Here is a 25,494-nt window from a genome sequence, read left to right on the forward strand (position 1 = left end):
GATTGTTATATGTTTAAAAAAATTATTTTGATTGGGCTGCTGCTTATCTGCACCGGGTGTCTGGCTGATTCTAAAAAAGCATTCAATGACTTTGTTGATCAAGTCACAACTCCTGCCGAGCAAACCTCCGTGACTTATTACACTACAGGAAATACTCCAGTCTATCCGAGTGAAACTGCTACGAATCAGATCAATACAATATTGATCGGTCAAGAAGTCAGCGTCTTTGAACTGGGCAAAAACAGAGTCCGGATTAATGAGGGCTGGGTTGATCTGGATTTTCTTGAAAAAGAAAGAACATATTTTCAGCTGACAGTGGAAAAACCTACCGGTGCTGCTGTTAAAATTTTAAATATTAAGCCCAAATATCATGACGGGATATGGTTGAAAGAAGGTAAATATCATGTGGCCATTTATCCTAAGGGCAAATCTGCAATTAAGGGTTGGATTTCTTTGGATAAAGACCGCAGACTGACGCCGGACAGCCTCAAAGAACCCGTGAAATACGGGGTGACAGTGAAAACTCCGGAAAGCGCTGTTGTTAAAATATTGAATATCGGTCCCAAATACCATGACGGCATCCAATTGAGCCCCGGCAAATATCACGTTGCCGTCTACAGGGAAAATAAAATTATTTATGACAAATGGATATCCTTAAAGGAAGACACAGTTATTGATATTTCGGGAATGGAGGAGGGCTCACCCGTACAGGTTGCAAGCAGAACAAAATCCGCCCCTGAGAAGCAGACAAAACAAGCTGCTGCCGCCACAGGTAAGGATACAGGGACAAAGGCAACCAATATGGTCGATCCGAAAAAAGATGCCGGGGGCAAGAATGATGCTAAACTCTATGCCTCCAATTCCGGAGTGATGACCGATGCATCCAGCAGCCCTTCCGCCAAAAAAGAGACGAAAAAGGAGACCGCTGAAGAAAAGGTGACAGCACCACCGAAGAAGGAACCGGCCAAACCTGCAGCCAAGAAAACGCAAGCTCCGAAAGAAACTGATTCCAGATGGACGAAATTGGTTTCCAAAGCTGAAAATTTACAACCTGAGCTTCCTCTTCCAAAGGTAAACAGACATAAATACGTCGAAAAATATTAAGAAAAACAGGTGTAAATAATGAAGAAAATTATATTCGTATTTTTTTTGGTAATATGTCTGCTTCCTATAAACGTCTACGCAGGACGAACTTCAAATTCAGGCTCGCTAATTAATGAGATTAGAGAACTCTCTGCAGAAAGAAATGATTTATTAATGTCTTTACTCAATGAGTTGACTCGAGCTCTCAATAATGACGCCAGCATGATAAAAGGGACTTTTGAAGGGGACCCCATGCTGTGGATGTATGGTAATGGCGAGTTTAGAATGGGTTTGAATAGATGTACCTGGGATCGCTGCTACCGGCTTTTGGGAAATGTAAAGCTGAAAGTCCGAAAACCTCTTACCAGATCTTATAACGCTTACTTTATGCCTACAAGATCAACTTTTATGCGAGCGCTGTATAAGGAACATTTTGGAGGAAGTGAGTATCAAGATTACTTTGCATCTATGTTTCCACAGAAAAAAGGATATAAAAAAGCCCTTGCCTCTTTTGAGAATGCTTTAGGTAAGCTGGATGCTCTGGATAAAGAAGCTGAGGCGTTGTTCAAGATTAAACTGAGTGCGCTTTTTCCTAAATATGTAATCCCGATGATTCCTTCGGGGTTGCCCAAGAGTTGGAAATACTACGATAGCTATCACGATGTGTACCGTAAATATGATGGAAATAGTGTTGAGGCGGCTAGAGCCTGGTATAAACAATACGCACCAAAAAGAATGTCCTTGAGCAAAAAGTTCGTCAGTAAACAAAAGATGCCTAAAAAATTTAATTTTGCGGTAGAAACATTGTACTTTGAAATTGGTAAAGGCCTTAGCAATCAACAAAGATTCACTAAGACAGAAACAGTTTGCAAAATACTGGATTCTTTTGTGGAGAAAGGAAAGGCTACTTACGAAAAAATTGACGTGTACGATGTTTATACAGATGCAACAAGTAAAGGAGGCATGCTTGGAAGGATTTTGATCAACCGCCAAAAACAAAGAGGTTTTTGGGAGCCTGCAATGTTTTCATACATGGATAATATATATAATTATTGTAAAAAAATTAACTCTGTTTCCGACAAGTTGCGTGCAAAAGTTTTGACTTATGCGACATTCAGCTACGATGAAGCAAAGCGGGTTGGCGACAGTACAGTGCTAGGAGACATTGATGCCCTCTAAGGCTCTTAAGGTTTTATTTTTCTTACTTATTGCCGCGATCTATGTCTCACCTGCGCATGCATATTTCCCGCAGGGGGAGTATCAGGTTGATGCTGTAATAAAAGATCCGGGCGGCCCATGGGAAGTTGTGTTCAAGTTTAAGATCGGCGATCACAACAACTGCCTCGGCGGTAAGGTTGAGTATCCCCATGACCCGTGTGCTGCCCTTTTTTCTCAGGTTAAGATCAAAGATAACAAGTTGGTCCTCAAAGAAAAAGTGGTTGCAGGTAATGATGTGTGTCCTCCTGCCAGCTACACCTTGGAAATCTCCCCTGTAACTGCTGCTGACAGGACAAATGTATCAAAAATCAAGTGCGAACTTAAGGGCGGCAGCATACAGGGTGATGTGCGAAGGCAGAAATTTATACCTCAAGGTAACGCACGTTTTTTTTTCAAGAAATATGGAGCGACCTCGTGGCATGATTTGGCTGCAGGACGCAATACGAAACAATTGCTTGAGTTCTACCAGACCTACCCGAACTCGTTTTATCACGAAAAGACAGAGGATCTTCTTTTAGATATCTGCGGAAATGATCCAAGCGGTGAGACCGGTGTGCTTATATTTACTGCAACCCGCAATAGACGGTTCAGTGATCAATTTGTCGAGAAAATCAATCCATCGGTCAATTACGCCACTCTTGTCAAAGCATTCAGACAATTCGATCAGAACAAATGGAACAAACGTTTACATTTGAGCATGATTGCGAAATCTTCCTCCGCTGAAGCCAAGGACTATAGCAGATACTTTTCAGACATTGGTTGCCCTGACAACATTGAACCATACCAGTTTATTTCTTTCTACGGGAATAAATATAATGACCTTGGTGCATTTGAATTCATTGCAGGACAAAGACTATGTCCTGCAGAACTAAAGTTGCCGGCTGAAAAAATTGTATATGAAAATTATTCCGCCAGTGGAAAGTCCGGGTATCAAAAATTTATATCCAGGTACAGTTCCAGTAGTTTGAGCGAGGATGCTGAAAACAGAATTGTCGAAATTGAGCTTGCCGATTTACTCGCGACTTCCGACCTTGCTCAAGTAGAGAGAAAATTAAAAGCACACCATCACTTAACTAACAATGATGAAGCGACCAGATATGTTATAGGACTTTGTAATACGAAAAAGGGAATTCCTGTTCTCGAAAGATTCAAGAAAAATTTTTCTGGGACAACACTATGTACAGAAGCTTCTTCGGAGCTTGCAAGACTGTATTATGAAAGCAACGATATTCCAAAGTTGAAACTGTGTGTTACGCAGATGTCTGCACATCATCCATACTACAAAAGAATTATGGATTTATTGTATAAGGGTGCAGTTGCGGCAAATACAGAAGCTGAATACAGATTTTTTCTGGGCCTGAATCCGGATACCAAGCAGTGGAATGATATAGTGGAGAGATTGTACAAGGTTTCCAATGACGGATCTTCTGAACATCTAGTAGCATTTGCAAAAGAATTTTATATGCATGCCAAGGCTGGAGAAGCCTGGGATATTGTTTTTGAGCGCTATACAAAGTCCGGCATGTTTTCATCTGTCTCCATTGCCAAGGTCAGCCAATTTTTAAAATTTAATCCTCCAAAAAGTTATGTGAAAAAATGCGGGGAATTGATCAAAGACAGCATCCAAGATGCCGATGAAACACGGCAGATTGCGTTCATCAAAGAATATAACAATGATTATCCGGCAGTGTCGAAAAAGTTGGCTGCCGGGTTAAAGGAAAAATATATTTCCTCTGGAAATATTGAAATGATGTCCCAAGTTATTGATGGATTAAGTCCGGTTTACCCCGCCATGGCAACGGAAATGCTGAAATCTCTTCGTCAGGTCTGTTTGGCTTCTGATAACATTGAAAACCTGTCCTGGTTCATTGCTACGTATGGCGATCGTATTAGTGTTGCCGAACTTGAGAAGCATCTTGCTCAGGAGGTTTTTACCAAAGTTGTTGAGCCCAAAAATGATGTTGATTCGTATAATCTGTTTTGCATAACTTTTGCTAAAACTGCGCCCAAAAGGGTCTTGGAGTTGGCGTATCAAAAAGCTTTGGATATTATTGATGAAGAGATCAGTGATGAAATAGGTGATGCTGAAGGGGTATTCTCTTCTAATCCTGACCAGATGGAGAGGGTTGTCTACAAGCTATACAATAATATGGTAAAAGCAAAAGATGACCGGAATACTTTGTTGGCAGGCCAGTTGGGAGCTGTCTTGGAATCAAAGAAGGAATTTCATTCAACAAAGGCTTTTTTTGATTTGTCCAGGGATAAAGAAATGAGACGTTTTCTGGGCAAAAGTTTTGATTCCCTTATTTCCGTAGTCCGGCGCAATACTGAAGAACTCTCCGTAACTTTAAACCAGGTTGCAGGCAAATTGTCGTCCGAAATAAAAAGAACAAAACCGACTCGTGACGAATTAAGACAAAAGAACTGGGATTACTACATGGACGGAGTAAGATTCAAACAGATGTATGGAAAAACATACCACGATTATATGTAGTAATTTACAGGAGGTATGCGGTGTGTCGGTAGGTGCTTCAGCTTTTGTTTCAAAAGAGTTGTTGAAGCCGACAAACTAGCCGGGCAAATCAATGCGATTAAAATTTTTATTGTTGTGCCTGATAGCTGTCGTGATAATTCCCCAGCTATTCGCGGTACCGCACTCCTCATCACTGGCAATCATTGCAAAGCATCCGATAATTCTTGTCGGGTGCTTTTCTTTTGCCCTTGCCGGTTATTTATACTTCCTTGCCCGACTGGCCGCACAAGCCGGCCCACGGAATATGCGGATAGGCTGCCTTTGTGCGGGCATATTTGTTTTGCTCCTGGTTTTCAGCCCCTATCTGGCTGGGCAGGGCAGACTTGTCTGGGTCTATGACACATGGAAGCTGAAGCAGAGAGCAAAGGGGGGTGACCCGATTGCCCAGATCCGCATGGCGACTAGGACTCTGCTTCTTGAACCGGACAGGGAGAAAGCTCTTCCTGCAGCTATGCACTGGATTGATAAGGCCGGTCAAAATGGCATAAAAGGTACTGATTTCTACCACGATCTTTCCGAATGGTTTCTGCCGAATCTTTACGGCACCGAAGAATATGTCTTAACTATAACTGCGCATAATCTTGGAAATAGTGATGAAATAAGGTCTGGAGCAATATGTGCACTTAATGAAGCATATCCGCTAAGTACTCCGGATGAACGTAGAGATATTGATAGGAGTATTTTGAGAATGTTTCATGAATTTCATGACAATCCTGCATACTTAAAAGGGTTGACCCGTGAAGCCGTAGCTATTCTTGAATATGCCAAGGTCAGGAGCGAGCCAAAACCCAAGAAGCCGAAACGTAGTACTCCCTATTTTCGGAATTCTTATAGCGGGCCCGAGTTTCAAAAATTGCATCGAGAAATGAGGAGTAAGCTTGAGCAGAAAATCAAAGAACGTGAAAGCAAACTGGTTTCACCATATTAAGAAGGTTGCTGTGAAAAAATATTTATTATGTGTTTCGGCCATATGTTGTTTTCTGTTGCTGGTTGCCGCAACATCCCCCTCGCTTGCCGCAGGAGACTGTGCCGCTCTGAAACAAGAGGTCAAAAACTATTACAATGGAATTCACGGCTACCCTGAAGATAAGCAGAAAATGATTGAAAGTCTGCAAAAGGCTGAGGGAATGAAATGTACAGACCTGATGATTATTCTGGGTGCATTTTATGAAAAGGGACAGTTCGTAAAAAGAGATATTTCTGAGGCTATGCGCCTGTTCACTTCTGCTGCGGAGATGGGCGATGTAGAAGCCATGTCTTTGCTTGGCGAGACCTATCTGGTGGGCGGAACGGTGGCGAAAGATTACGAAAAGGCAATTCATTGGTTTAAAAAAGCTGCCGCAGAAAATGACGGCAACGCAATGTTCATGTTGTCATACATGTATCTGGACCCCCGCATAGGCATCAAGGATAGGAGTGAAGGATTGGACTGGCTCCAGAAAGCCATTTCCGCTGGAGATGCCAGAGCCATGAATCAGATGGCCCGGATGCAGGAAGGCAGAAATACCACCGAAGCTTTTTATTGGTATTTGCGGGCTGCGGAAAAAGGATTGCCGGGAGCACAGTACGAAGTCGCCATGCGTCTCGTTCAGGGGGAAGGAGTCGGCAAAAGCCCCGCCAAGGCCAAAGAATGGTTCAAAAAACTTTCCGCTAAAATGAAGCCTTCCGATATATACGATCTCGGGGTTGAATTTTACGGCGGTATCGGCGTTGAAAAAGATTACGACATGGCTGGCTTTCTTTTTAAACTAGCAGCCAGGAAAAATTTCCCGGCTGCATATTACAGCCTTGGAGATATGTACGAGAATGGAAAACTTGGAGAAAAGAATCTCGGCAGTGCAAGCATTGCATACAAGAGTGCTGCGGCTTTGGGACATAACTATTCCTTTCTCCGGTTGGGACGCCTTTATGAGCAGCCGGGCGATATGCAGAACCTGATTGAAGCATATCAGTGGTATTTTATGGCGGATGCGGCCAATGATGTTGACGCTGAGGATGATATAAAAAGAATGAAGTCCAGACTGACTGAAGAAGAATTACGGACAGCTGAATATCGTGCGGGACTGTGGGCCGGAATGATGATCCGTAAAAACGGCCAGTTAAGATAGCGGATTCATTTGTAACCATAGGATAAGCAGGAAGATAGGATAAATGAACGAGCTGTGCGAGAAACTCATAAAAAAATATGGACCGGATTTATTTCTTTTTGTCCGGCAGAGTTCGTTGAACGGGATGATCTGGGATTATCCGGCTTTTTCCGATGCTGACTGGGCTTTAATTTTGAAGAGCAGTTCCGCGGCTACCCGAGTGCGTCTTTTCTCCAATCTTCCAGAAGCAAGGAGAAGCAGCTTATCCGGACTTATTGAATCCGGGGCGCAAGCTTCACCGGAAGAAGTAGAAAGTTTCTTGATGAAAGCTTTTGAATATTATGGCTGTGATTCCTGTTTTTTCCCGGAAAACAGCAATGATGATTTTGCTCCGGCATATAGTCCTGCTCAGGATCATAAATATATCTGGACCGAAGAATCGTTTGATTTGTTCACAGCAGATCCTGATGAGACCATAGCGCGCTGGATGCTTATAACGAATGCGGCTAGAGAAAATCCGGGAGTTGTTTTCGAGGCTCTTTTGGGATCAGACATTGATAACTATACCCGTAAGGTCCTTGTGCGAGCTATGCAATGGCCAAACAGCGCGGAATTCACCGTGCAGGATTTACGGGAGTCCTTTTTAAGTGAAGTGACAAATACCCTTGAAGGAATGGCCGGGATCATTCGGGGCATTTGTATCGGTAACAGCGCGGAAGATTTGAAGGGATCGATTGCGGCCAGATTTTATCTGGAACCTACGGAACTTGATGCCGGGAAAATCGTACCAGGGAGTATTATGGAAGGCCCTCAGAGCATGGAATCCATAAGTTCAATGATCGGCCTGGCGGATAAAGCCATTCAGGACGGAATTCTTTCAATAGAACAATATTTTTCCGAAATACCATCTGTTTTTTTTCGTGAAGGGTTGAATGTGGTTACCAGCGGTTTTGAACCTGAATATCTTGATATGTGGCTCAAGGCACGAAAAAGGCTTTTCATTCAGGATGCCGAAAGATCTTTCGACGTGATCGAAACCGGCTGTAGGATAATTCTGAACGGATGTTGGTCCGGTATGGGAAGAACAATCCTGCAGGCTCATACATTTATGGAGTTACCTTCAACCAGAGACACCGGTCTGATCACCCAGTCCACCGACAAAAAGAAGAGTTCTGAGAATAACCGGGAAGATCTGTTGCCGGTTTCCGGGCAACCCAGGGATACCGGCACTGACATTTCAACTCCGTTCGGCTGGTTTGTTTTCAGACTATGTCTTAATGAAATAAAGTCTGATCATCCAGATATCCTGAAAAATATATCAGCTATTGCCGAGCTGGCGGCTGTTATTCCTCCTGACCGCTGGGAAATGATTGAGAGTGGGTTTCCGCTGTCCGACCGAGACCGTCTGCAGGCGTTTCAACTGGGCATTGAGTCCATTAAACCTGCCTGTATAAAAAGCCATGGCAAACATGTCTTAAATCTGATCCGGAATCTGCAGCCAGATTTTGATGCATTGCCTGACAGCTATGCCGATTACAGGGACATATTTCAGCAATTGACGGATCTGAAATACTGGGACGCCCTACTTCTGGAACAGGAGGATTTTTCCAGGATCATAGCCCGCCTCAGCCCGCAGGAAGTTGCCGGGCTGTCCTCTTCTTCATGGGGTAGTTTTGCAGTCAATATGGGAATGCCTTTGGACAAGTATGAAAAGTATGATTGTTCGTGGGACCAGGCCAGGAGCAGCTTGTTGGCTGCGCTGGCAGACACTGCCCTTCAGTCGGCCGATTTCAGGATTCCTGCCTCCGCAGGACATGCTGAAAATGATTCCGTTATTGAGCTTCTTGATCGGCTGGTTAAAAAGTATGCAGATGGTTTTGTTGAGGGAACTTTGCACGTAACTACAGATGATCTGTTACTTTCCGAACAGATTTTAGCCGGGTTATCCTTAATGGAGGAAGGTGCAGGAGTCGCCGCATTCAATTGTTTTCATGATAATATTATTTTTGATCTTCTGTATGGACTTGAGCCTTATACAGATAATTTTGAAATGATATGCGGCCTGCTCCCTCAGCTTGATCAGGAAAAGCGTAATGCCCTCCGGCAAAAAATTTCCCGGTCAGATTGCAAAAAAGCAGCAACGTTTGCCAAAGCCTTGAGTTTCGGTTTTGAACAGATGACTGAATTGTCCGATGTACAACTCCGTGAATTATTAAAATATGTTTCCAATGAAGACCTCTGCCTTGCGCTGATAAACGGATCAACGGATCTGATTGAAAAATTCATGTCAAATATGTCGGAAAGGGCTGGCAATATGATCCGGGAGGATATGGAAATAGGTCGTCATAGCTTTAGTAGGGAACACGTTCTAAAGGCCAGACAGAGGCTGGTGAACCTGGTTCTGGAATATGGACTTTTGCCTGCAGATGGTGGCGTCCAGAGAGAAAGCAATAAAAGCATTGTGCGTCGGATTATCTCCAATCTTTATCAAAGCGAAGGTGAAGACGATCTTTTTTAACCCTCGCATTTCATTCTTATTTGATTTATCTACCGTAATAAATTGTTTTATCTTAATTTCTCTGGAGAAAGGATGATCCGAAAGATAATGATCGCCATTTGCGTTGTGTTCCTTTGCCTGGTCGCTGCGTGCGCTTCACATCCGTTGGATATGTCAGACGACGAGTGGACAAACCTTACTCCCGAGCAAAAGATGCAGGCGCGCGAAAAACAGGCTGAACTGGATTTGAAAGCTAGAGAATTAGCTGTCGAACAGGAGAAAAGAAGAAATGAGCAACGCAAGCTTGCCAGAATTGAACAGCGAGAACTGGACGTTGCCAATGGCATGATCGCCGAGTTCTATCCGGCAAGAGCAGCATGTATAGGTGGCGATAAGTGCCGGCCTAAAGGGATCAACGAGATCATTATCCCCTTGCATTTTTTGGCAAACGTCGATGCTGTTCAGATCTACGGCGATGACCGAGTCGGCAATAAGCACGATGGTGTGATTGAAGTCATGGCCGATCATTATCGTCTGGAGCGTATTGATATGTCCAAGCGGACCAGATGGTATCAGGTCTTTGCCGGCCGCCGGGCTCGCAACATTGTCCTAAGGACAGTTACCGATGATGAAGTGCGAATTTACAGGGTTAAAGTGTTTGGCTCACGGATTGATTCGGGGCAGATTGAGTATAAATTCATTAATTAGAGATGACTTCAATATTAATTTCAATTTCAGGTTATAACCAGAACATCTTCGTTTGCCCTTTATTATGTTAAAACAAGCCCATAAATTTCAGAACCAGATTTTGGTGTAACCTCCGCAGTTCCTTAAAAAATATCTCCCCTCAATATGTTACAATATCAGCCCCCGAAAAACCGGGGGCTGATTGAACTGGCTTTACGCATAATTTTGCACAGAGCCCACGCATGACCGCGCAGTCGCCCGCCCACTATTTCCCAAACGGACACTTGGGAAAGGTGCAGACCTTGCACTCCATGCAGTAACCGCCATCGGCGAATAACGAGAGATCCTTGCGGGTAATTTCCAGACCTGCAATGACTCCGGGCAAGACAAGATCCAGACTTGTTGTCTTGAAAAAGAGAGCACAGGCAGGTACGCCGATAACCCGCACATCCCCGGCCTTAGCCAGCAGGAGCATTGTTCCGGGGAGTACCGGGACACCGTAAATGATATCCGAAACTCCGGCATCCTCAAGACCGTGACGGGTCACGTCATCCGGGTCAACGGACATTCCCGCAGTCGTAATGAGCAGGTCGCAGCCTTCTTCCATAAGGGATACGGCAGCATCGCGAATCTCGTCACGATTATCAGGTCTTATGACCGAACGGACAACATCACAGCCCAGCGCCTTTACCTTTGCGGAAATGACCGATTCAAACTTGTCATCAATCAATCCGTTAAAGACCTCGTCCCCGGTGATCAGGATACCTACCTTTCTTTTTTGCAGCGGAAGAATCCTGAACAGGTGGTCCCCGTTAAGCTCTGCAACCGCACGAGAAAAGTTTTCTCTGGAAAGATACAAAGGAACAGCCCTGGTTCCGGCAATACGCGCGCCCTTCCTTACGAGAGAACCGCTCTTGCGGGCCGCAACTATGACATCAGGAACAAGGTTGAACCTGTTCATCATTTCAAGATTGCTGACCAGAACCCCGTCATGCTCGGCGACCAGAGTAACCTTGCCTTCTCTGGGCTCGCCTTTAACACGGACCCCGTCTCCGGCCATGATTCTTCCGAAAGTCCGTGCCGCTTCATTTTCATGCACCCACTCCCCTTCCGGAATATCCCCCTCGTCAACATATATATGATTTTTCCCGATCAATTGAAGCCTGCATATATCGTGGGCGGTAAAACCATGATCCTTGCGGAACTCCGGTTCCTTGGTTTCTCCGGGAACAATCCGGCTCATATCGTGAACGGCGAATCTGCCTTCAATCTCATCCACCGGAATAACCTTCAAACCATCAGGGACCGGGGCTGTTAGAGGCTTCACTCTGCCGCTGCGGCTGGAATAGGGCCCTTCTCCCTGACAACTTCTGCAGATGGAGCCGAACGAACCGGGATAGGCGTCACCGCAGATGGGGCAGGTGGTGATGCCCCCCTTGCTGCGTTTGATCATTGTTTCCGGCTTGATCCGGACAGCCTCAATGGAACATATGGATGCTCCGGCCGCCCGAATCTCCGTATGCAGTTTCACGGAATCCTGCTCGCGCTTGGATTTTTTCTTGAAAAACCAAGATTCGGTTTCCGGCCATTCTTTCAGCTTTTCAGGATCAACCCGAATACGCACCCCCTCGCCGGTGTACTTGTCATAAAGCGAAAGGGCGTAGACACCGAGATTTAAAACCCGCAGCCATCCGTTTCCTGTGCTGCATACAGTCAGCAGCTGGATCGCATCGGGCAGACACCATGAAGTCTCGGAAATTGCGTCAAAAACGGTACCCTCCGGAAGATGCCTGCGGGCCTCCTCCATCATATAACCACCGAGGATCAACCCCGGTGCAGGACTGCCGTGAAACCTGCGCGCAGCTTCAATGAATTTTTCGTAACTGTATGGTCCGATTGAATCATCCCGGACCGAAGCCTGAGTGTCTCCCAGGCTTATAGCAGAATCAAAAACCATATTCTCTCCATATAAAAACCGTCATTATCATCAGATGCGGTACAATCAGGTTGCGTTTTCTTCGGACTGCGAAAGAGGATGAACCGCACACAATCCGCATTTCAAAGGCTGTGCGCCTGAAATTGGATCGAAGTTATCGTTTCCGATAAGCATGTTGGCGTTGCTTTTGAAACAGCCGAACTCAGGTTCCTCCTGTTCCGGAAACCACCAGGCGTGCTCGGCATGGACCACACCCTTTTGCAGACGCTTATCAGGATGCAGCAGAAAACGCTGCTTCCCGTGGGGAGTGGTGACCTCAACGGCCTGCCCTTCCTTCAGCCCAAGGGCCTCGGCATCCTCGGGATTCATATCCACCATGGGGTTGGGATGAAGTTTGCGCAGGCCCGGTACGTTGCGTCCTTCCGTGTGGAAGAACGGCTTCAACTTGCATCCGGTCATTAAAATGAACGGGTATTCATCAAGCAACTCTGGCGTGGAAACAGGAGAAAGAGGCGGTTCCGTGTACACGGGCATGGGGTCCAGCCCCATCTGAGCCATGACATTGGAAAAAAGTTCGAACTTGCCGCTCGGGGTGTGGAAGCCTTCTTCCTCGTATTTTCTGTACCGCATGTCACCGAACAGAATTTCCTTTTCGGTAAACTCGTCAAAAGTCATACCGGAAGGTTCGAGAATCCACTTCAGATATTCGTCCCAATCTTTCCAGGGAAAGGCTTCATCCATCCCCAACCTGTGTGCCATATCAAGCATTACGGCCCGGTCATCGCGAGTTTCACCGATCTGGGCCAGTTTCCTGCGCGACAACACACACCATATCTTATGGTAATAGACGATATCATCCTGCTCCAGCCAGTGGGCGGTAGGAAGCACAAGGTCGGAAACGGCAGCCGTCGGCGTCATGAAAAAGTCGGAAGTCACCGTGAATTCCATATGATCACGAAGCGCACTGCGGACAATATCGCCACGCGTATGCGTCAGGATGGGGTTTGTACCTATCAGCCAGATGGCCTTCGGCTTATAAGGCTTGCCGTCCACACACGCCTGCCAGAAAGACGGCGGATGTGCGCCGGGACAAAGAGGGAAGGGGCTGATACACTTTTTCTTCTGTTCCGGTGAAAGGAATTGACCGCCCTGAATGGTCGGGTCAACCATAAGGGACTTGGCCCGAAGATTGGAAGGCGGAACCCAGCGAACCATGCCGCCGGGAACATCAATGGAACCGCACAAGGCCAGCAGCAGAAAAACCGCTCTTGCTGTTTGAAAGGCACAGACGCTTTCGTCTATTCCGTTGCCCCAGATAAGAGTTGAAGGACCGGTCCGGGCAAATGTCAGGGCCGCCTGTTCTATCATCTCGGCAGGTACACCCGTTACCTCCTGCGCCCATTTGGTCGAAAACTGTTGGATATGAGCCCGTAATTCCTCAAACCCGGAACAATAATTTTCAACGAAATCCTTGTCGTAGGCTTCATTGACAATGACGGCATTAAGCATGCCCAGCATAAGCGCGCATTCCGATCCGGGGCGCAGTGCCAGATGAAAATCACTGCCCTCGCAGGCCCTTATGCGGCGGGGGTCAATAATTATTGTCTTCTCCGCCCCCTTAAGAGCCGAGGAGACCATTTTTCCGCAATAACCGCCCTCTCCGCCGGACTCCATTATGTTACTGCCGAAAACCATGACACAACGGGGCATAACCCCGGAACGGCCGTATATATCCGGCTGCGGAAACCATCCCATGGTTATTCCGGCGCAGATATTTCTGGGAACATAGCAGTTGTGCGCGGGAGAAACATGATTCGGAGAACCGAGCGCATTGCAGAAACGGGGAGTGAATTCCGTATAGGGCCGTCCGGTTCCCTGAGCAATAGCAATATATTCGGGACCATGCTCCTCAATAATGCGTTTAAAATGCATTTCCATAAGATCAAGGGCTTCGTCCCACTCTATAGCCCGCCACGCTTTCTCTCCCCGGCCTTTTTCGCGCAGCATAGGCCGGGTTATCCTGTCCGGGTGATACAATGTATCGGCAGCAAGGGCTCCTTTCGGGCAGATGTACCCCTTGCTTGTAGGGCTGTCCTTATCGCCGGTTATCCGAACAATTTTCCCGGTTTCATCCTGATGAACAAGCACCTGGCACACACCATGGCACCCTCTGCAAGAAGATCTGGTAACTGTTGTCTTCGCCATGTCTCTCTCCTTCTTCCGCAGCATTCGCCTGCGATTACTCCGTCAATGACGGCCGGTAAGGCTGTCGTCGACATCAAACATTATTGGCGGATCTGATTCGGCCTTCAACTTTACGCGAAACACAAATTCTGATTAAATTAATAACTGTGTCTGTTTCTCCCAATCGTATCCACGGATGGTATCCAGCAAAATTTAAATCCATACCCAATCCATACCATATTTTTTAAAAGAATAATCGCTACAAAAAGAAATCTCTTTTCTACAAATGAGTATAATCATGCATCAGCTATCACCTTCTGCTGCAATACAGTTAAGTACATACGTTTGCATCGCTGCGTTTTTGTTGCAGCACAAGCAACAAAATTATAACATTGAAGACATAATTTAAGAACGAAGAGATTCTCGCAGCACAAGCCGCTCTTTGCTGCACGTTAAACATCCAATCCTTTAGACAGAGAAAAGCCGCTCCTGTATCAGACGATATTTCAGTCCAACAGAAGCGGCTATAACTGCCGACCTGATGTATCCGGCAGAACTCTTTAGTGTTCGGTCTCCGGCTTTATTCCCGGAGCACAGACAACACTTCAGCTGATTCTCTTCAAAGCATAAGCCCCCAATTTCTGGCAATACCCGGTCATGCTGTGGTCGGCCAAAGCCGCTTTACCCATTGTCGCCACCATACGGGGAACGACGATTTGGAGTCCTGATTTGAAAATACTGGGGCTCATATACACTTGAACCTTGTCCGGTTCAGAACTGGCAGAAAGCATGACCAGATTGCCGTAATGAGTAAATCCTTCAAAATGCTTCCGGATCATCTCTGAAATCCATTTTGTCCCGTTAAGCGGAATCAACCGTATTACAGAGAGAAAAATCGACATCCCGGCTCCAAAGGGAAGTCTGGCAACTCCATCTGCAGCATTCACAACCCGGTAGACCGGCGTCTTGATTTTCTTGAAAAAATTATCATCTCCAACTCTTGGGCCTCCGAAGGTATAGGTCGCGCCGACACTGTCACTGCCGAGATAGCGGGTTGCAACCAATGCTAATGCCCCGCCGAGAGAATGCCCTGTTATGTACACAGGCAGTCCGTCTGCTTTCTTGATATCCTCATTGAGTAGATCCGCAACCTTTTCATACGCCTTCAAAAAACCGTTATGCACTCTACCGCCGTCAGGAGCATCGACCAGATTAGCTTTGATATCCGACTTCAAGTCGGCAATAGAGTTAGGCTCGGTGCCACGGAAAACAATCACAAACATTCCGGCAAAACCAAATTCTGGATTAGGTGGAATTTTCACGATCATGGCTTCCGTTCCACCTACCGAATATGACTTAACAAGTTCGTACTGATTGCGTTTAAGGATTATTTCGGTGTGGCTTTCCTGAGTTTCATTCAGGCTTGCTGCCGTTTCCGAAATAATGGAGAGCAATTCAGACTTCTTCGCATCACATTTTATCGCCGTAACCAACCTGTTCATCAGCTCTTCAAGCTCCTGCTCATTGGGCAGTCGCTCGTAAACCAGACGGGAAAGCTCGGCCATGATCCATGCAGTTCTGTCGGAATAAGCCGCACGTTTGACAGGCGGAGCTACCATCAACTGATTATGTTTAAAAAAAGCATTCATAACTATACTCCTTGCTTGCTGCACGTATAAGAGTTCCGACTTGGATTGACATTGCCTCTTGGGACAGAAGAGAACCAATGCTGACCAATCAGCAAACCGAACACTGTGTCCAAGGTGATTCCTGAAGCGATTTTCAGCTAGAAAAACAAAAAATACGAGATAATATCAAAACAGGCTTTCCTTCGCACCAAAAGCAGACCGCTACATATGGAAACAATCATACAAATAATATTAATTTACCACAAATAATTTATAAACAGAATAAGCTTAAAATGACAAGCTGACAGCAACTCAGGAAAAACCTTCTGCAATCCGCAAAGCTATCTCCGGATGAAGACTTCCGGGACTCATCTCCATGCAGTTACAGCTGATTTCTATTGCACATATAATTTTGTTGCTTGATTGCGAGCAATTCCCGCGATACTGAATATAGTTAATTTCAACCGGGAATTTACACATACAGAAATGAGAGCGAACAATGAAATTTACACACTATGTCAGCATTATCCTGTTGCTGTTAATTGTCCTGCCCGCATGCAAGAAGAACACTGTTCCTCCGGAGCAGGAATTCAAAACATCCTACACTGAAATTTCCAGCAAAGAGCAAGCCTTCTACAAAGGCTATTTCCAGACAGTTGGACGCGGACACGGAGATTCAGAATCCATGGCCTTGCTGGCTGCAAGGGCTGTCGCGCAGGCTCGGATGGTCGAAATAGTGGAAGGCATCGAGGTAAAACGAAATACACTGGTGAAGGAAGGCAAGGTTCATGGGGATATCATAGAAACCAGCGCCAAGGGATTTGTAAAATTCTCCTCAATATGTGGAGAACAGTACAACCCGGAAACCGGCAATGCGGAAGTATGCCTGCGTCTGCCACTCAAAACCGGCGGTCTGGGCGACCTGGTTGAAGACCTGATAGAAAAGTAAAGTCCGGGGAAAGAATGAAAAAAGAGATTCTTCTGATAATCCCATGCTTGTTAATGCTGCTTGGCAGTGCCTATGCCGAGGGAGAAAAACAGATTTCAAAGCCTTCGGTACTGATTGAGGCCGAAGGCATGGCCTGTCTCGGACTTGACCGCACCCGCACCCAGGTCCGCCAAATGGCACTTGACGATGCCAAACGGACCGCCACCGAACAGGTCAGCACCTATGTCTCAAGGGAAACCAGTGTGGACAAAGGCATGGTCAGCAAGGATCTGATCGATGTCTATTCGCAGGCCACAGTAAGGGTGCTTGAAGAGCTTGAAAAAGGATGGACCCAGTCCAAGGACAAAGGCGGTTTCCTTGACCAATGCTACAAGATTAAAATCAAGGCCGAAATTATTCCCGCAGATCCTTCAACAGGAAAATCCATTCATGAGCAGAGTATCAACAACCCCCGTGCGCCGCTTACAGTTGAACTGTGGACCGACAGGGACGTTTACAAGCCCGGCGACTTCATGAAATTTTACTTCAGGGGCAACAAGCCTTTCTACGCCCGTGCAGTATACAAGGATGCCGAGGGCAATCTCATAGAGGTAACTCCCTCAAACCAGGCCAGATACTATAAGGGCGGGGTTGTCTATGAAATTCCGGGGAACAATGACAACTTTACCTTGCAGATCACCCCTCCGCTGGGCAGGGAAAAGTTGATTCTCTACACTTCCACAAGTCCCATGACCGGATATCAGGGCCAAAGATCCGGAAGTTTTCTGGTCATAGACCAAAGCGGGGGCGATCTCGGGGCAAAGACTCGCGGACTTGCAGTGCTCAAGGGCAACAAATCCCGAAAAGAAGCGGCAAAAGCAGAATTCGCCGAAGCACAGGTTGATGTGCAGGTTAGCAATTAAACCGTCCTGATTGAAAAAGCCCCATTCCGTGACGCCTTCAATCCGTGAACCTAATCTTTCAAGGCTACTTCTTTTCAGGCTCTTCCCTGAAATAAAATGAGCCGAGCAGCGAGGAAGATTCCCATGGAATCTGTTTTCCTCCGGTTTCTTTGATAACGTCAGTCCTTGTGCGTATAAACACGGTGTTGATGTCTATATCAGGTGTCATCATGTGCCGGAGCAGATATTTGGTATAGATTCCGTGATCTCCGTCCCCGTCTGCAGCCACATGGCCGGGGGCAGTTGAATAGGCCAGAATGGCACCTGCAGGAGCATCCATACGCGCAAGACCACGCGTACCGGACCTGAAACTTCTGGCAAAAGGATCGTTGCGACAGGCATCGAGAATCACGATATTCATGGAATTCCCGGCATCTTCCATCTTGCTCAGGACTCTTGCGACATTCATGGCTTCATATTTCAGATCCGACTCGGAATTGATGGAAGCATCCACCGGCACCAGATAATTTTCCCCATTAACCTGAACCCCGTGCCCGGCGTAATAAAACAACCCGATCCCGCCTCCGGACAGGGACTCATAAAAACTGGTCATAAGGGAATCCATTTCCCGCAGGCTCACATCATTTTTACGGATTACGCTGAAACCGAGCTTGCGCAGGGAGTCGGCCACATCGGCGGCATCGTTGGCCGGATTCTTCAGCGGGCTGTTCTTATATGCACCATTACCGATAACAAGTGCTGTTCGCCTGCCGCGCACTCGCATGAGTTCCTTGCAAGCCGGAACCGGCTTTTCTAGAACCGGCATTTTCACAGGCTGTACTGCCACGTCCTTTTTAAAAACAGCCAGATGTTTGGTCTCGGCGTAATCGGTATTCAACAAAGCGAAAATCTGCGGGGTGTTTTCCCCAATCATGCTTGAAATTTTGGAAATGGAAGCGGATTGGATCAGGCTGTCTCCGGAATACAATCCCATATAGACAATCCTGCCCGTCCTTACTGACCGGACAGCCAAGGCAACATCAACCATGTTGTCAAAAGAATCCCAGACCTTCCTTACCTTGCTCTGCACCAGATAATCGGCCTCATCCCTTGAGGCAACAAGGTCTGCACCTGCTGAAAGGAGAGCATTGCGAGTGGCGGCGGTAATTTTTTCGCCTTCTATCCTGGATTTCAGACTGGCCGGAACTGCGGCATCTGCAATGTAAAGCTTGACCGACCCGGCATTGGCTGCATCCTGATCAAGCAGCTTTGTGGAAGGCCCTATATTTTTTGAACTTCCGCACGCACTGAGCAGACAAAGAAGCAGGATCGGAAACAGAACTGACAATCTTCTCATTACAAACTCCTCCCCAGCTTCCTGAAATTACTTTTTCTGCCCTTCGGGGTTTCTGAAATAAAATTTCCCGGTCAGAGACGAAGATTCCCACGGGACCTGTTTCCCAGCAGTTTCTTTAAGCACCTCCGAACGGGTGGCAATAAAAATACTGTTCAGGTCCAACCCCGGAATGTCCATATTTTTAATAAGATGTTTGGTATAGACCCCGTTATCCCCGTTTCCGTCAGAGGAGACACTTCCGGGGGCGGTGGAATAAGCGATGATGGCCCCCTGCGGTGCATCCATGCGGTTGAAACCTGCCATTCCGCTGCCAAGACCGCGGGTAAGAGGATTGTTGCGGCAGGCATCGAGGATAATGATATTGGTCGGGTTGCCAGCATCTTCCATCTTACCAAGCACCCTCCCGGCATTAAGGCATTTGTAGCGCACATCGGATCTGGTCCTGATCACGGCATCTACCGGGACAAGATAATTCTCTCCATCCACCTGCAACCCATGCCCCGCATAATAAAACAATCCCACGCCCTTGTTCTCAGCCAGCTTACCATAGAAAAGATCAATGGAACGGTCAAAATCACTTAGGGAAACGTCAAGCCTGAGATCAACTTCAAAACCAAGTTTGCTGAGCATTGCTGCCATGGCCCGTGCATCATTTGCCGGATTGAGCAAAGGGACACTTTTGTACCGAGCATTACCCACAACAAGTGCGTAGCGATTTCCTCTCGCTACATCCGGAAGAATATCGGGAGGTGTTCTGCTCGCAACCATGGATGAAGATTCAGTTGACGACCATTTAGCATCTATCTCCATCACAGAAGCCGTAAAAGACTCAAAAAGATTTCCGCCTCCCGTTACAGTCTCATTAACTTTTTCATCAGCACCGGCGCTGTTGCGCATTCTCCGTTCGCTCTGGACCGTGCTGTCCAGATCAATGTATAGCAACCGTTGGGTGGGGTCCAATTGGATAAAATCCGGACTCTCACCTTCACGTATTTCAATCTTTGAAAAATAGCCTTTTCTCTTCAAGGCCTCGGCGTATCCGTACACCCATTCCTTATAAAAGCTCACATAATAGGACACTGCACCGTCTTGCATATCACTATAAAGTGAAGCCAGTTCTGCATCCGAAGGAATCAGAACAATTATTTCATTAGCTGTTCGTTTTTCAGACAAGCTTACTCCTGCAAGCCTTGTCGAGATGTCCTGCTTAACTGCAGCCAAAGCCGCATCATAGGATTCATACTTTACGCCGTTATAAGAAGCCTTCCAGCATGCGGAAGGTCCCAAGATCAGAATAAGAACGACAAGCAGCCGATTAAATATATTCATGGCATTTCCCTGTGCAGAAATCGTGTACATAGATCAAGACATCATATGCATCACTACCGAGCCCCGGTCAACTGGAACGCAGCCCGGTAATACGGATGCCCGAACCGATTATTCCTGACTTCAAGCTGAGCCTTGCGCAGAGCATCAAGCTTGCCCACCCCTGAATACGGATTGGAATACATATTTTCCATCAGTTTGGCGGTGGCAAGACTCTTGTGGGGCTCGCCGCATGTGTCACTTTGTTATTTTTGTAATTATTATCTTGCAGCTAATTACGCGTTGAGATAGTTTGCATGCGGTTCTTTTTCTCTTGATTTTTTGCTGCGCCAAAGCAGAAGAATATCAATAATTTTCAAATAAATATTTTATTACAACTGTTGATGATTGTTTAAACGGAATGATCAATTTGGAAAGTCGGGGACTAAAATGCATGACGGCAGTCAGCCACGGTATTGACGAGATCTCAGACATAAAAAACAATAAAAAGGATGAACGGCGGTCTCCAGGCTGCCGTAACTGAGCCGGTATGTCGAACCACAAATACAATTTATCGAATGCGGCAAGAAAGCCGATTATTCCGAGCTGTCTGGTGCCGGTAATTCTTCTTTGCCTGGCGCCATTACTGCTTGGGGCGGACAGCGGGTGCGGTGTTGCATCTTCGGATTTCGTAGTAATAAGTGACGTACACTTCAATCCGTTCAGCGATACCTCTCTTTTCAATCGGCTGGTGGCGGAACCGGCGGAGAATTGGAACGAAATATTTCAAACTTCCAGCAAAACGAATCTGCCGGGATACGGCTCGGAATCCAATTACACTCTGTTGAGCAAGGCATTGGATTCTGCCGCGTCCGAAGCCCAGTCCCCGGTTATGGTCATTTTTCCGGGCGATATCCTCGGGCACGGCTTCAACACGGCTTTTTATAATCTCTACGGGTCAGTGGCCCCGGCGGCTCTGAAATCATTTATTTATAAAACCGTTCGTTTTTTTGTGCTTCAAATCAAGTCCCGTTTTCCTAATCAGCCCGTTTTTTTCACCCTGGGCAACAACGATGCTTACGCCGGAGATTACAACCTGGTCGCAGGCGGAGACTTTCTGTCCGAGACGGCCTCTCTTTTTATGAACCAATGGCTGGAAGGCAGGGTTCAAGCAGATGAATTCACCTCGACCTACAAAGCCGGAGGGTATTATAAGGTGGACTCAGAATTGGAAAATATACGTCTGATCAGCCTCAACTCCGTACTTTTTTCCACCCGCCGTCCGGCTCCGGCTTCCGGCGATGCTGCTTACGTCCAGCTGGACTGGTTTGAAAACCAGCTTGCTGCCGCAAAGGAGGCCGGGCAAAAGGTTTATGTCGTCACCCATGTCCCTCCGGGGGTTGATGTATTTCAGACCGTCAGAACTTTCATGGACGCGAATGGTCGCATTTCCGGGGTAAGCCTTATGTGGCACGCGGACTACCAGAAACGTTTTCTGGAGATAATGGAAAGTTACAAGGATCTGGATATGGTCTTTTTTTCAGGACATACTCACATGGATGAATTCCGTCTTTTATACGATGAGGCAAGAACGTCACACCCGGACCCTATACTCGGTCAACCGGCTGTCTCACCTATTTTCGGCAACAATCCCGGCTACAGATTAATCCATGTTTCTGCCTCTACATGGCAGCTTGAGGATTACACCACTCACTACCTGCCTCTGGATTCCGCTGATAAATTTTCTCTGGAATACCAATTCAGCAGGCAATACGGACTCAGCCCGCTGGACAGTTCGCATATGGAGACTCTTACGGATGATCTTGTCGCAGGCGGGGCAGCCAAAACCGACTACATCAATTTTTATTATCTAAAAAGCAATCGGTCGCCCATCACCGAAACCAACTGGCCGGCTTACCGATGTTCAACAAAATATATTCGTGCCTCGGCCTATCAAACCAGCGTCAATGCAGATGCCCGGTAAAAACGAATTGTACCGGCTTGAATCATTCAGCGGAACACCATTGCCCTGCACACTGAAAACAATGACATTGCTGCTGGAATCGTTTTTTTCTGTGGCACGTATACCCGCAACTATCCATGAATAGGAAGGAAGCCGCAGGCGCACGGAACAATTGAGGGGAGAGACCTGCCGCGTATGAACTCCACCATGCGGACCAAGAAAGGCCCGGCCAAACTTTTGTTCACCTACTCCATGGTAAATCCTGGCCTGAGCCTTTTTCACAGCCGGATCGGGCACAAACATGCCCGGTGCGCCCCAGCCTTAGAGCAGATTCACAGTCTAACAGGAACGGCTTTGGTTAACATCTTTATACAATCTTTATTTCAGGTAGTCCCTACAAAATCAATGTTGAACTGTACTAAACCGCAGTAAAATAAAGGAACCGAGAATCAACCTGCCCATTTTACAACCATCCGAACAGCATTTCTTTATATAGAAAAGACTTATTTTAATTCTTGGCACTATAAACATTCATCCATACATTATTATACACATATGAATGCTTAACACATTTAAAGTTTTAATTGACAGCAATTAAAATAAGTATAAGTTGAAAGACCTTCAACCTCAACGCTGTAATTCTAACAATCATGAAACTGCTCAATATATACACATACTCAATTAATTCGATGTCTAAAATAATAAAAATTTTTAAAAAAGCAAAAACAGGATTGCCTCTTTGCACCTGTTTTGCACAAAATAAATGTTCAATTCAAATAACAGATCATCTTCATCGATGCTTCACTGACAAATCGATTTCTTTTTATATATGTCAGTGCAAAATTTGTGGAGGGATAACAGGACATCCAATTGAACAATTTAACGAGTTCATAAAAAACTCAACGAAACAGGAACGGGAAGAACTACTAGAACTATTTTACAGAAACATGAAAAGTCCGATACAATAGCTTCCACCCCATCTGTATCCTCCGGGACTCGTTCCTACCGCCGTACTTGTGAAGAAATAACCTCACTTCATTGGCCGCTCATCATCTGAACGGCAAAATCCCATATTTTATAATCGGGGAATTTTTGCCCCCCGCGCACCAACTTATTCTTCAAATAAACCCAAGCAATATTTGATAACAAATAACACCTGCAGCTTCAAGGATGATGAAAATTTTGGCTACACATTCTGTAGTACTTTACCGCTGCCGGTCGCGTCTTCAAAAAAAGATATCAGAGGATCATCTCAACGATTAAGCAAAATACCTCGCATGCATTAAATTTTTCAGCGGAGATCATCCTGCGAGACACTTTTAGTATTCTCAAGATAAGATTACCCCATTGACAAAACTTCCAATTATGCAACTCTCCCCAGAATCACCACATCCAAAAGGAGACCAGTTATGGGCCGAAACGTACACCCGTTTATTCTTGAAGCCGCTGATCAGACTCAAAAAGGCGCGCTTTCCCGCCGCGATTTTTTCAAATACGCCGCTTGTTTTGGGGTAACAGCAATAACGGCCGGTTCACTCATCGGCATGACCGCACCCGAAATAGCTCAGGCATCTGCTCCCGATTGGAAAGGGCTGTCTCGGGAAAGCCCTTTTGAAATCAAGAATCGGCTCATCGAAATGGCTAAGGAGGCCTGCGCCGAACATGGCGGCAGCATGATAAACGCAGGGCGAGGCAACCCCAATTTCCTCAATACAACAGTACGCAGTTCACTGTCCCTGCTGACTCTCTTCGCGGCCGAACAGGCGGAAAAAACAAGCCCGGCTAAAGATATAGGCCTACGCATCGCCCAGAAGGGCGTGGCCGCAGACTTCAAAAAATTCATCAAGGGCAAGCAGGGGCAGCCTGGCGCGGCTTTTCTGAAACAAGCATTGGAATACGCTACCGAAAAACTCGGAATGCCCCCGGACGATGTTGTTTTTCAACTCACCGACGGCATTCAGGGCGACTTTTATCCCGACCCTCCGCGCATCTTTCCGCTAACCGAAGCCATCGTCAACCGCTACCTGGACAGGGTGGTTTTTTCCAACAACCCACCCAAAGGCAAATTCAATCTCTTCGCCACTGAAGGGGCCACTGCAGCCATGATCTACATCTTCAACTCCCTGAAGGAGAACATGGTCCTCAAGCCCGGAGACAAGGTGGCCATCGTGACCCCGATATTCTCACCCTATCTGGAACTGCCGATGCTCAGGGACTACGGACTGGAAACGGTCTATATCAAGGGTGACGAGGCCATGAGGTGGCAGATACCGGACAGGGAAGTCGCCAAACTCAAGGACCCTGGTGTCAAGGCTCTGTACATGGTCAACCCGACAAACCCGACCTCGGTATCCCTAAATGCAGACACGGTTAAACGTATGGCCGACACCATCAAGGCCCATAATCCGGAAATGGTCATTATTTCGGATACGGTTTACGCCAGCTTCGTGGACGACTTCAACACCTTCGGCAAACTGTTGCCCGAGAATATTCTTGGAGTGTATTCCTTCTCCAAGTATTTCGGTGTCACCGGTTGGCGGCTGGGCGCAATAATGGTTCATGATAATTGCATCATCGACAGGATCATCAGCAAACTGCCCAAAAAAGAACAAGCGCAACTGGATATCCGGTATCGGTTGACCTCCACCAAACCGGGCTCCATCAAATTCTATGAACGGCTGGAAATGGACAGCCGGCAGGTGGCTCTGGCCCATACCGGCGGACTCTCCGGGCCGCAGCAGGCAGCTATGTGTCTGTTCTCTCTGTTTGAGTTGCTTGATGAAAAATATGTCTACAAGAAAACCATTATGGATATTCTGCGCAAACGATGGACCGCCCTGTTCAAGGCGCTGCAAATGGAAGAGCCCAAAGGCGACAACCTCACCCGCTACTACGCCCTCATTAATCTTGAGGAACTTGCTGTCCAAATGTATGGTAAAGAGTTTGCGGCCAAGCTGACCAAGGGGCATGCATTGGAATACCTGTTCCGTCTGGCCGGAAAGTTTCAGACCGTCTGCCTGCCCGGAGACGGGTTCGCCGGACCGCCGTGGTCACTGCGGGTGGCTTTGGCCAACATTTCCGAAAAGGACTGCGCGACCATCGGCGAAAACATTATCAAGGTCATGGCCGGATACAAAAAGGAACTCGGCTAGTTCCATTACTAATCGCGGTACACGACGGTTTTCC

17 protein-coding genes are annotated in these 25,494 nt (G+C 46.7%); 11 read left to right on the plus strand and 6 right to left on the minus strand.

Annotation, left to right across the window (positions count from 1 at the left end):
• Positions 1–9: 9 nt before the first annotated feature.
• The 7 genes from ACKU4E_RS14810 to ACKU4E_RS14840 all read left to right on the plus strand — a co-directional run bounded on the left by ACKU4E_RS14810 (position 10) and on the right by ACKU4E_RS14840 (position 10,126).
• The gene (locus tag ACKU4E_RS14810) at positions 10–1,104 is read left to right on the plus strand and encodes a hypothetical protein (RefSeq protein ID WP_320171857.1); all 1,095 of its coding nucleotides are present in this window, start codon (positions 10–12) and stop codon (positions 1,102–1,104) included.
• 18 nt (positions 1,105–1,122) lie between these two features.
• Entirely contained in the window at positions 1,123–2,262 is a 1,140-nt protein-coding gene (locus ACKU4E_RS14815; protein WP_320171858.1) for a hypothetical protein, read from the plus strand.
• Positions 2,252–4,795: a hypothetical protein gene (locus ACKU4E_RS14820; protein ID WP_320171859.1), complete on the plus strand. Its 2,544-nt coding sequence runs from the start codon at positions 2,252–2,254 to the stop codon at positions 4,793–4,795. Before ACKU4E_RS14815 ends, ACKU4E_RS14820 begins: the two co-directional genes overlap by 11 nt.
• A gap of 91 nt (positions 4,796–4,886) precedes the next feature.
• The gene (locus ACKU4E_RS14825; protein WP_320171860.1) at positions 4,887–5,762 is read left to right on the plus strand and encodes a hypothetical protein; all 876 of its coding nucleotides are present in this window, start codon (positions 4,887–4,889) and stop codon (positions 5,760–5,762) included.
• Positions 5,713–6,942, plus strand: a complete 1,230-nt coding sequence (locus ACKU4E_RS14830; RefSeq protein ID WP_320171861.1) for an SEL1-like repeat protein — start codon at positions 5,713–5,715, stop codon at positions 6,940–6,942. Before ACKU4E_RS14825 ends, ACKU4E_RS14830 begins: the two co-directional genes overlap by 50 nt.
• A gap of 1,174 nt (positions 6,943–8,116) precedes the next feature.
• Entirely contained in the window at positions 8,117–9,439 is a 1,323-nt protein-coding gene (locus ACKU4E_RS14835) for a FliG C-terminal domain-containing protein (RefSeq protein WP_320171862.1), read from the plus strand.
• 72 nt (positions 9,440–9,511) lie between these two features.
• Complete coding sequence (locus tag ACKU4E_RS14840; protein WP_320171863.1) at positions 9,512–10,126, plus strand: hypothetical protein; 615 nt, start codon at positions 9,512–9,514, stop codon at positions 10,124–10,126.
• Between the two features lie 244 nt (positions 10,127–10,370).
• Here the strand turns inward: ACKU4E_RS14840 and ACKU4E_RS14845 are convergent, their stop codons facing one another.
• The 3 genes from ACKU4E_RS14845 to ACKU4E_RS14855 all read right to left on the minus strand — a co-directional run bounded on the left by ACKU4E_RS14845 (position 10,371) and on the right by ACKU4E_RS14855 (position 15,874).
• Positions 10,371–12,062 (minus strand): FmdE family protein, encoded by a 1,692-nt coding sequence (locus tag ACKU4E_RS14845; RefSeq protein WP_320171864.1) that lies wholly within the window; start codon positions 12,060–12,062, stop codon positions 10,371–10,373.
• A gap of 45 nt (positions 12,063–12,107) precedes the next feature.
• Positions 12,108–14,246: a molybdopterin-dependent oxidoreductase gene (locus ACKU4E_RS14850; RefSeq protein WP_320171865.1), complete on the minus strand. Its 2,139-nt coding sequence runs from the start codon at positions 14,244–14,246 to the stop codon at positions 12,108–12,110.
• A gap of 584 nt (positions 14,247–14,830) precedes the next feature.
• The gene (locus ACKU4E_RS14855) at positions 14,831–15,874 is read right to left on the minus strand and encodes a lipase family protein (protein WP_320171866.1); all 1,044 of its coding nucleotides are present in this window, start codon (positions 15,872–15,874) and stop codon (positions 14,831–14,833) included.
• A gap of 478 nt (positions 15,875–16,352) precedes the next feature.
• Between ACKU4E_RS14855 and ACKU4E_RS14860 the strand changes: the two genes are divergently transcribed.
• Together ACKU4E_RS14860 and ACKU4E_RS14865 are read left to right on the plus strand one after the other, a co-directional pair.
• On the plus strand, positions 16,353–16,802 hold the full coding sequence (locus ACKU4E_RS14860; RefSeq protein WP_320171867.1) for a hypothetical protein: 450 nt from the start codon (positions 16,353–16,355) through the stop codon (positions 16,800–16,802).
• Between the two features lie 14 nt (positions 16,803–16,816).
• On the plus strand, positions 16,817–17,704 hold the full coding sequence (locus tag ACKU4E_RS14865) for a DUF4384 domain-containing protein (RefSeq protein WP_320171868.1): 888 nt from the start codon (positions 16,817–16,819) through the stop codon (positions 17,702–17,704).
• Positions 17,705–17,768: 64 nt separating this feature from the next.
• On the opposite strand, the gene ACKU4E_RS14870 is transcribed toward ACKU4E_RS14865, so the two are convergent.
• From ACKU4E_RS14870 to ACKU4E_RS14880, 3 genes are read right to left on the minus strand one after another with little or no spacing between them, the layout of a single operon-like run.
• The gene (locus tag ACKU4E_RS14870) at positions 17,769–19,040 is read right to left on the minus strand and encodes a caspase family protein (protein WP_320171869.1); all 1,272 of its coding nucleotides are present in this window, start codon (positions 19,038–19,040) and stop codon (positions 17,769–17,771) included.
• Positions 19,041–19,067: 27 nt separating this feature from the next.
• Positions 19,068–20,369, minus strand: coding sequence for a caspase family protein (locus ACKU4E_RS14875; RefSeq protein WP_320171870.1), 1,302 nt, complete (start codon positions 20,367–20,369; stop codon positions 19,068–19,070).
• A 53-nt stretch (positions 20,370–20,422) separates the two neighbouring features.
• A complete protein-coding gene (locus ACKU4E_RS14880) occupies positions 20,423–20,563 on the minus strand; it encodes a hypothetical protein (RefSeq protein ID WP_320172644.1) in 141 nt (46 codons plus the stop codon).
• A gap of 332 nt (positions 20,564–20,895) precedes the next feature.
• Here ACKU4E_RS14880 and ACKU4E_RS14885 point away from each other — a divergent pair, with 332 nt between their 5' ends.
• Positions 20,896–22,329 (plus strand): metallophosphoesterase, encoded by a 1,434-nt coding sequence (locus tag ACKU4E_RS14885; RefSeq protein ID WP_320171871.1) that lies wholly within the window; start codon positions 20,896–20,898, stop codon positions 22,327–22,329.
• A 1,388-nt stretch (positions 22,330–23,717) separates the two neighbouring features.
• The gene (locus ACKU4E_RS14890) at positions 23,718–25,460 is read left to right on the plus strand and encodes a bifunctional aspartate transaminase/aspartate 4-decarboxylase (protein WP_320171872.1); all 1,743 of its coding nucleotides are present in this window, start codon (positions 23,718–23,720) and stop codon (positions 25,458–25,460) included.
• Positions 25,461–25,494 lie beyond the last annotated feature (34 nt).

Source organism: Maridesulfovibrio sp. (assembly GCF_963677005.1).
Lineage (GTDB): Bacteria > Desulfobacterota > Desulfovibrionia > Desulfovibrionales > Desulfovibrionaceae > Maridesulfovibrio.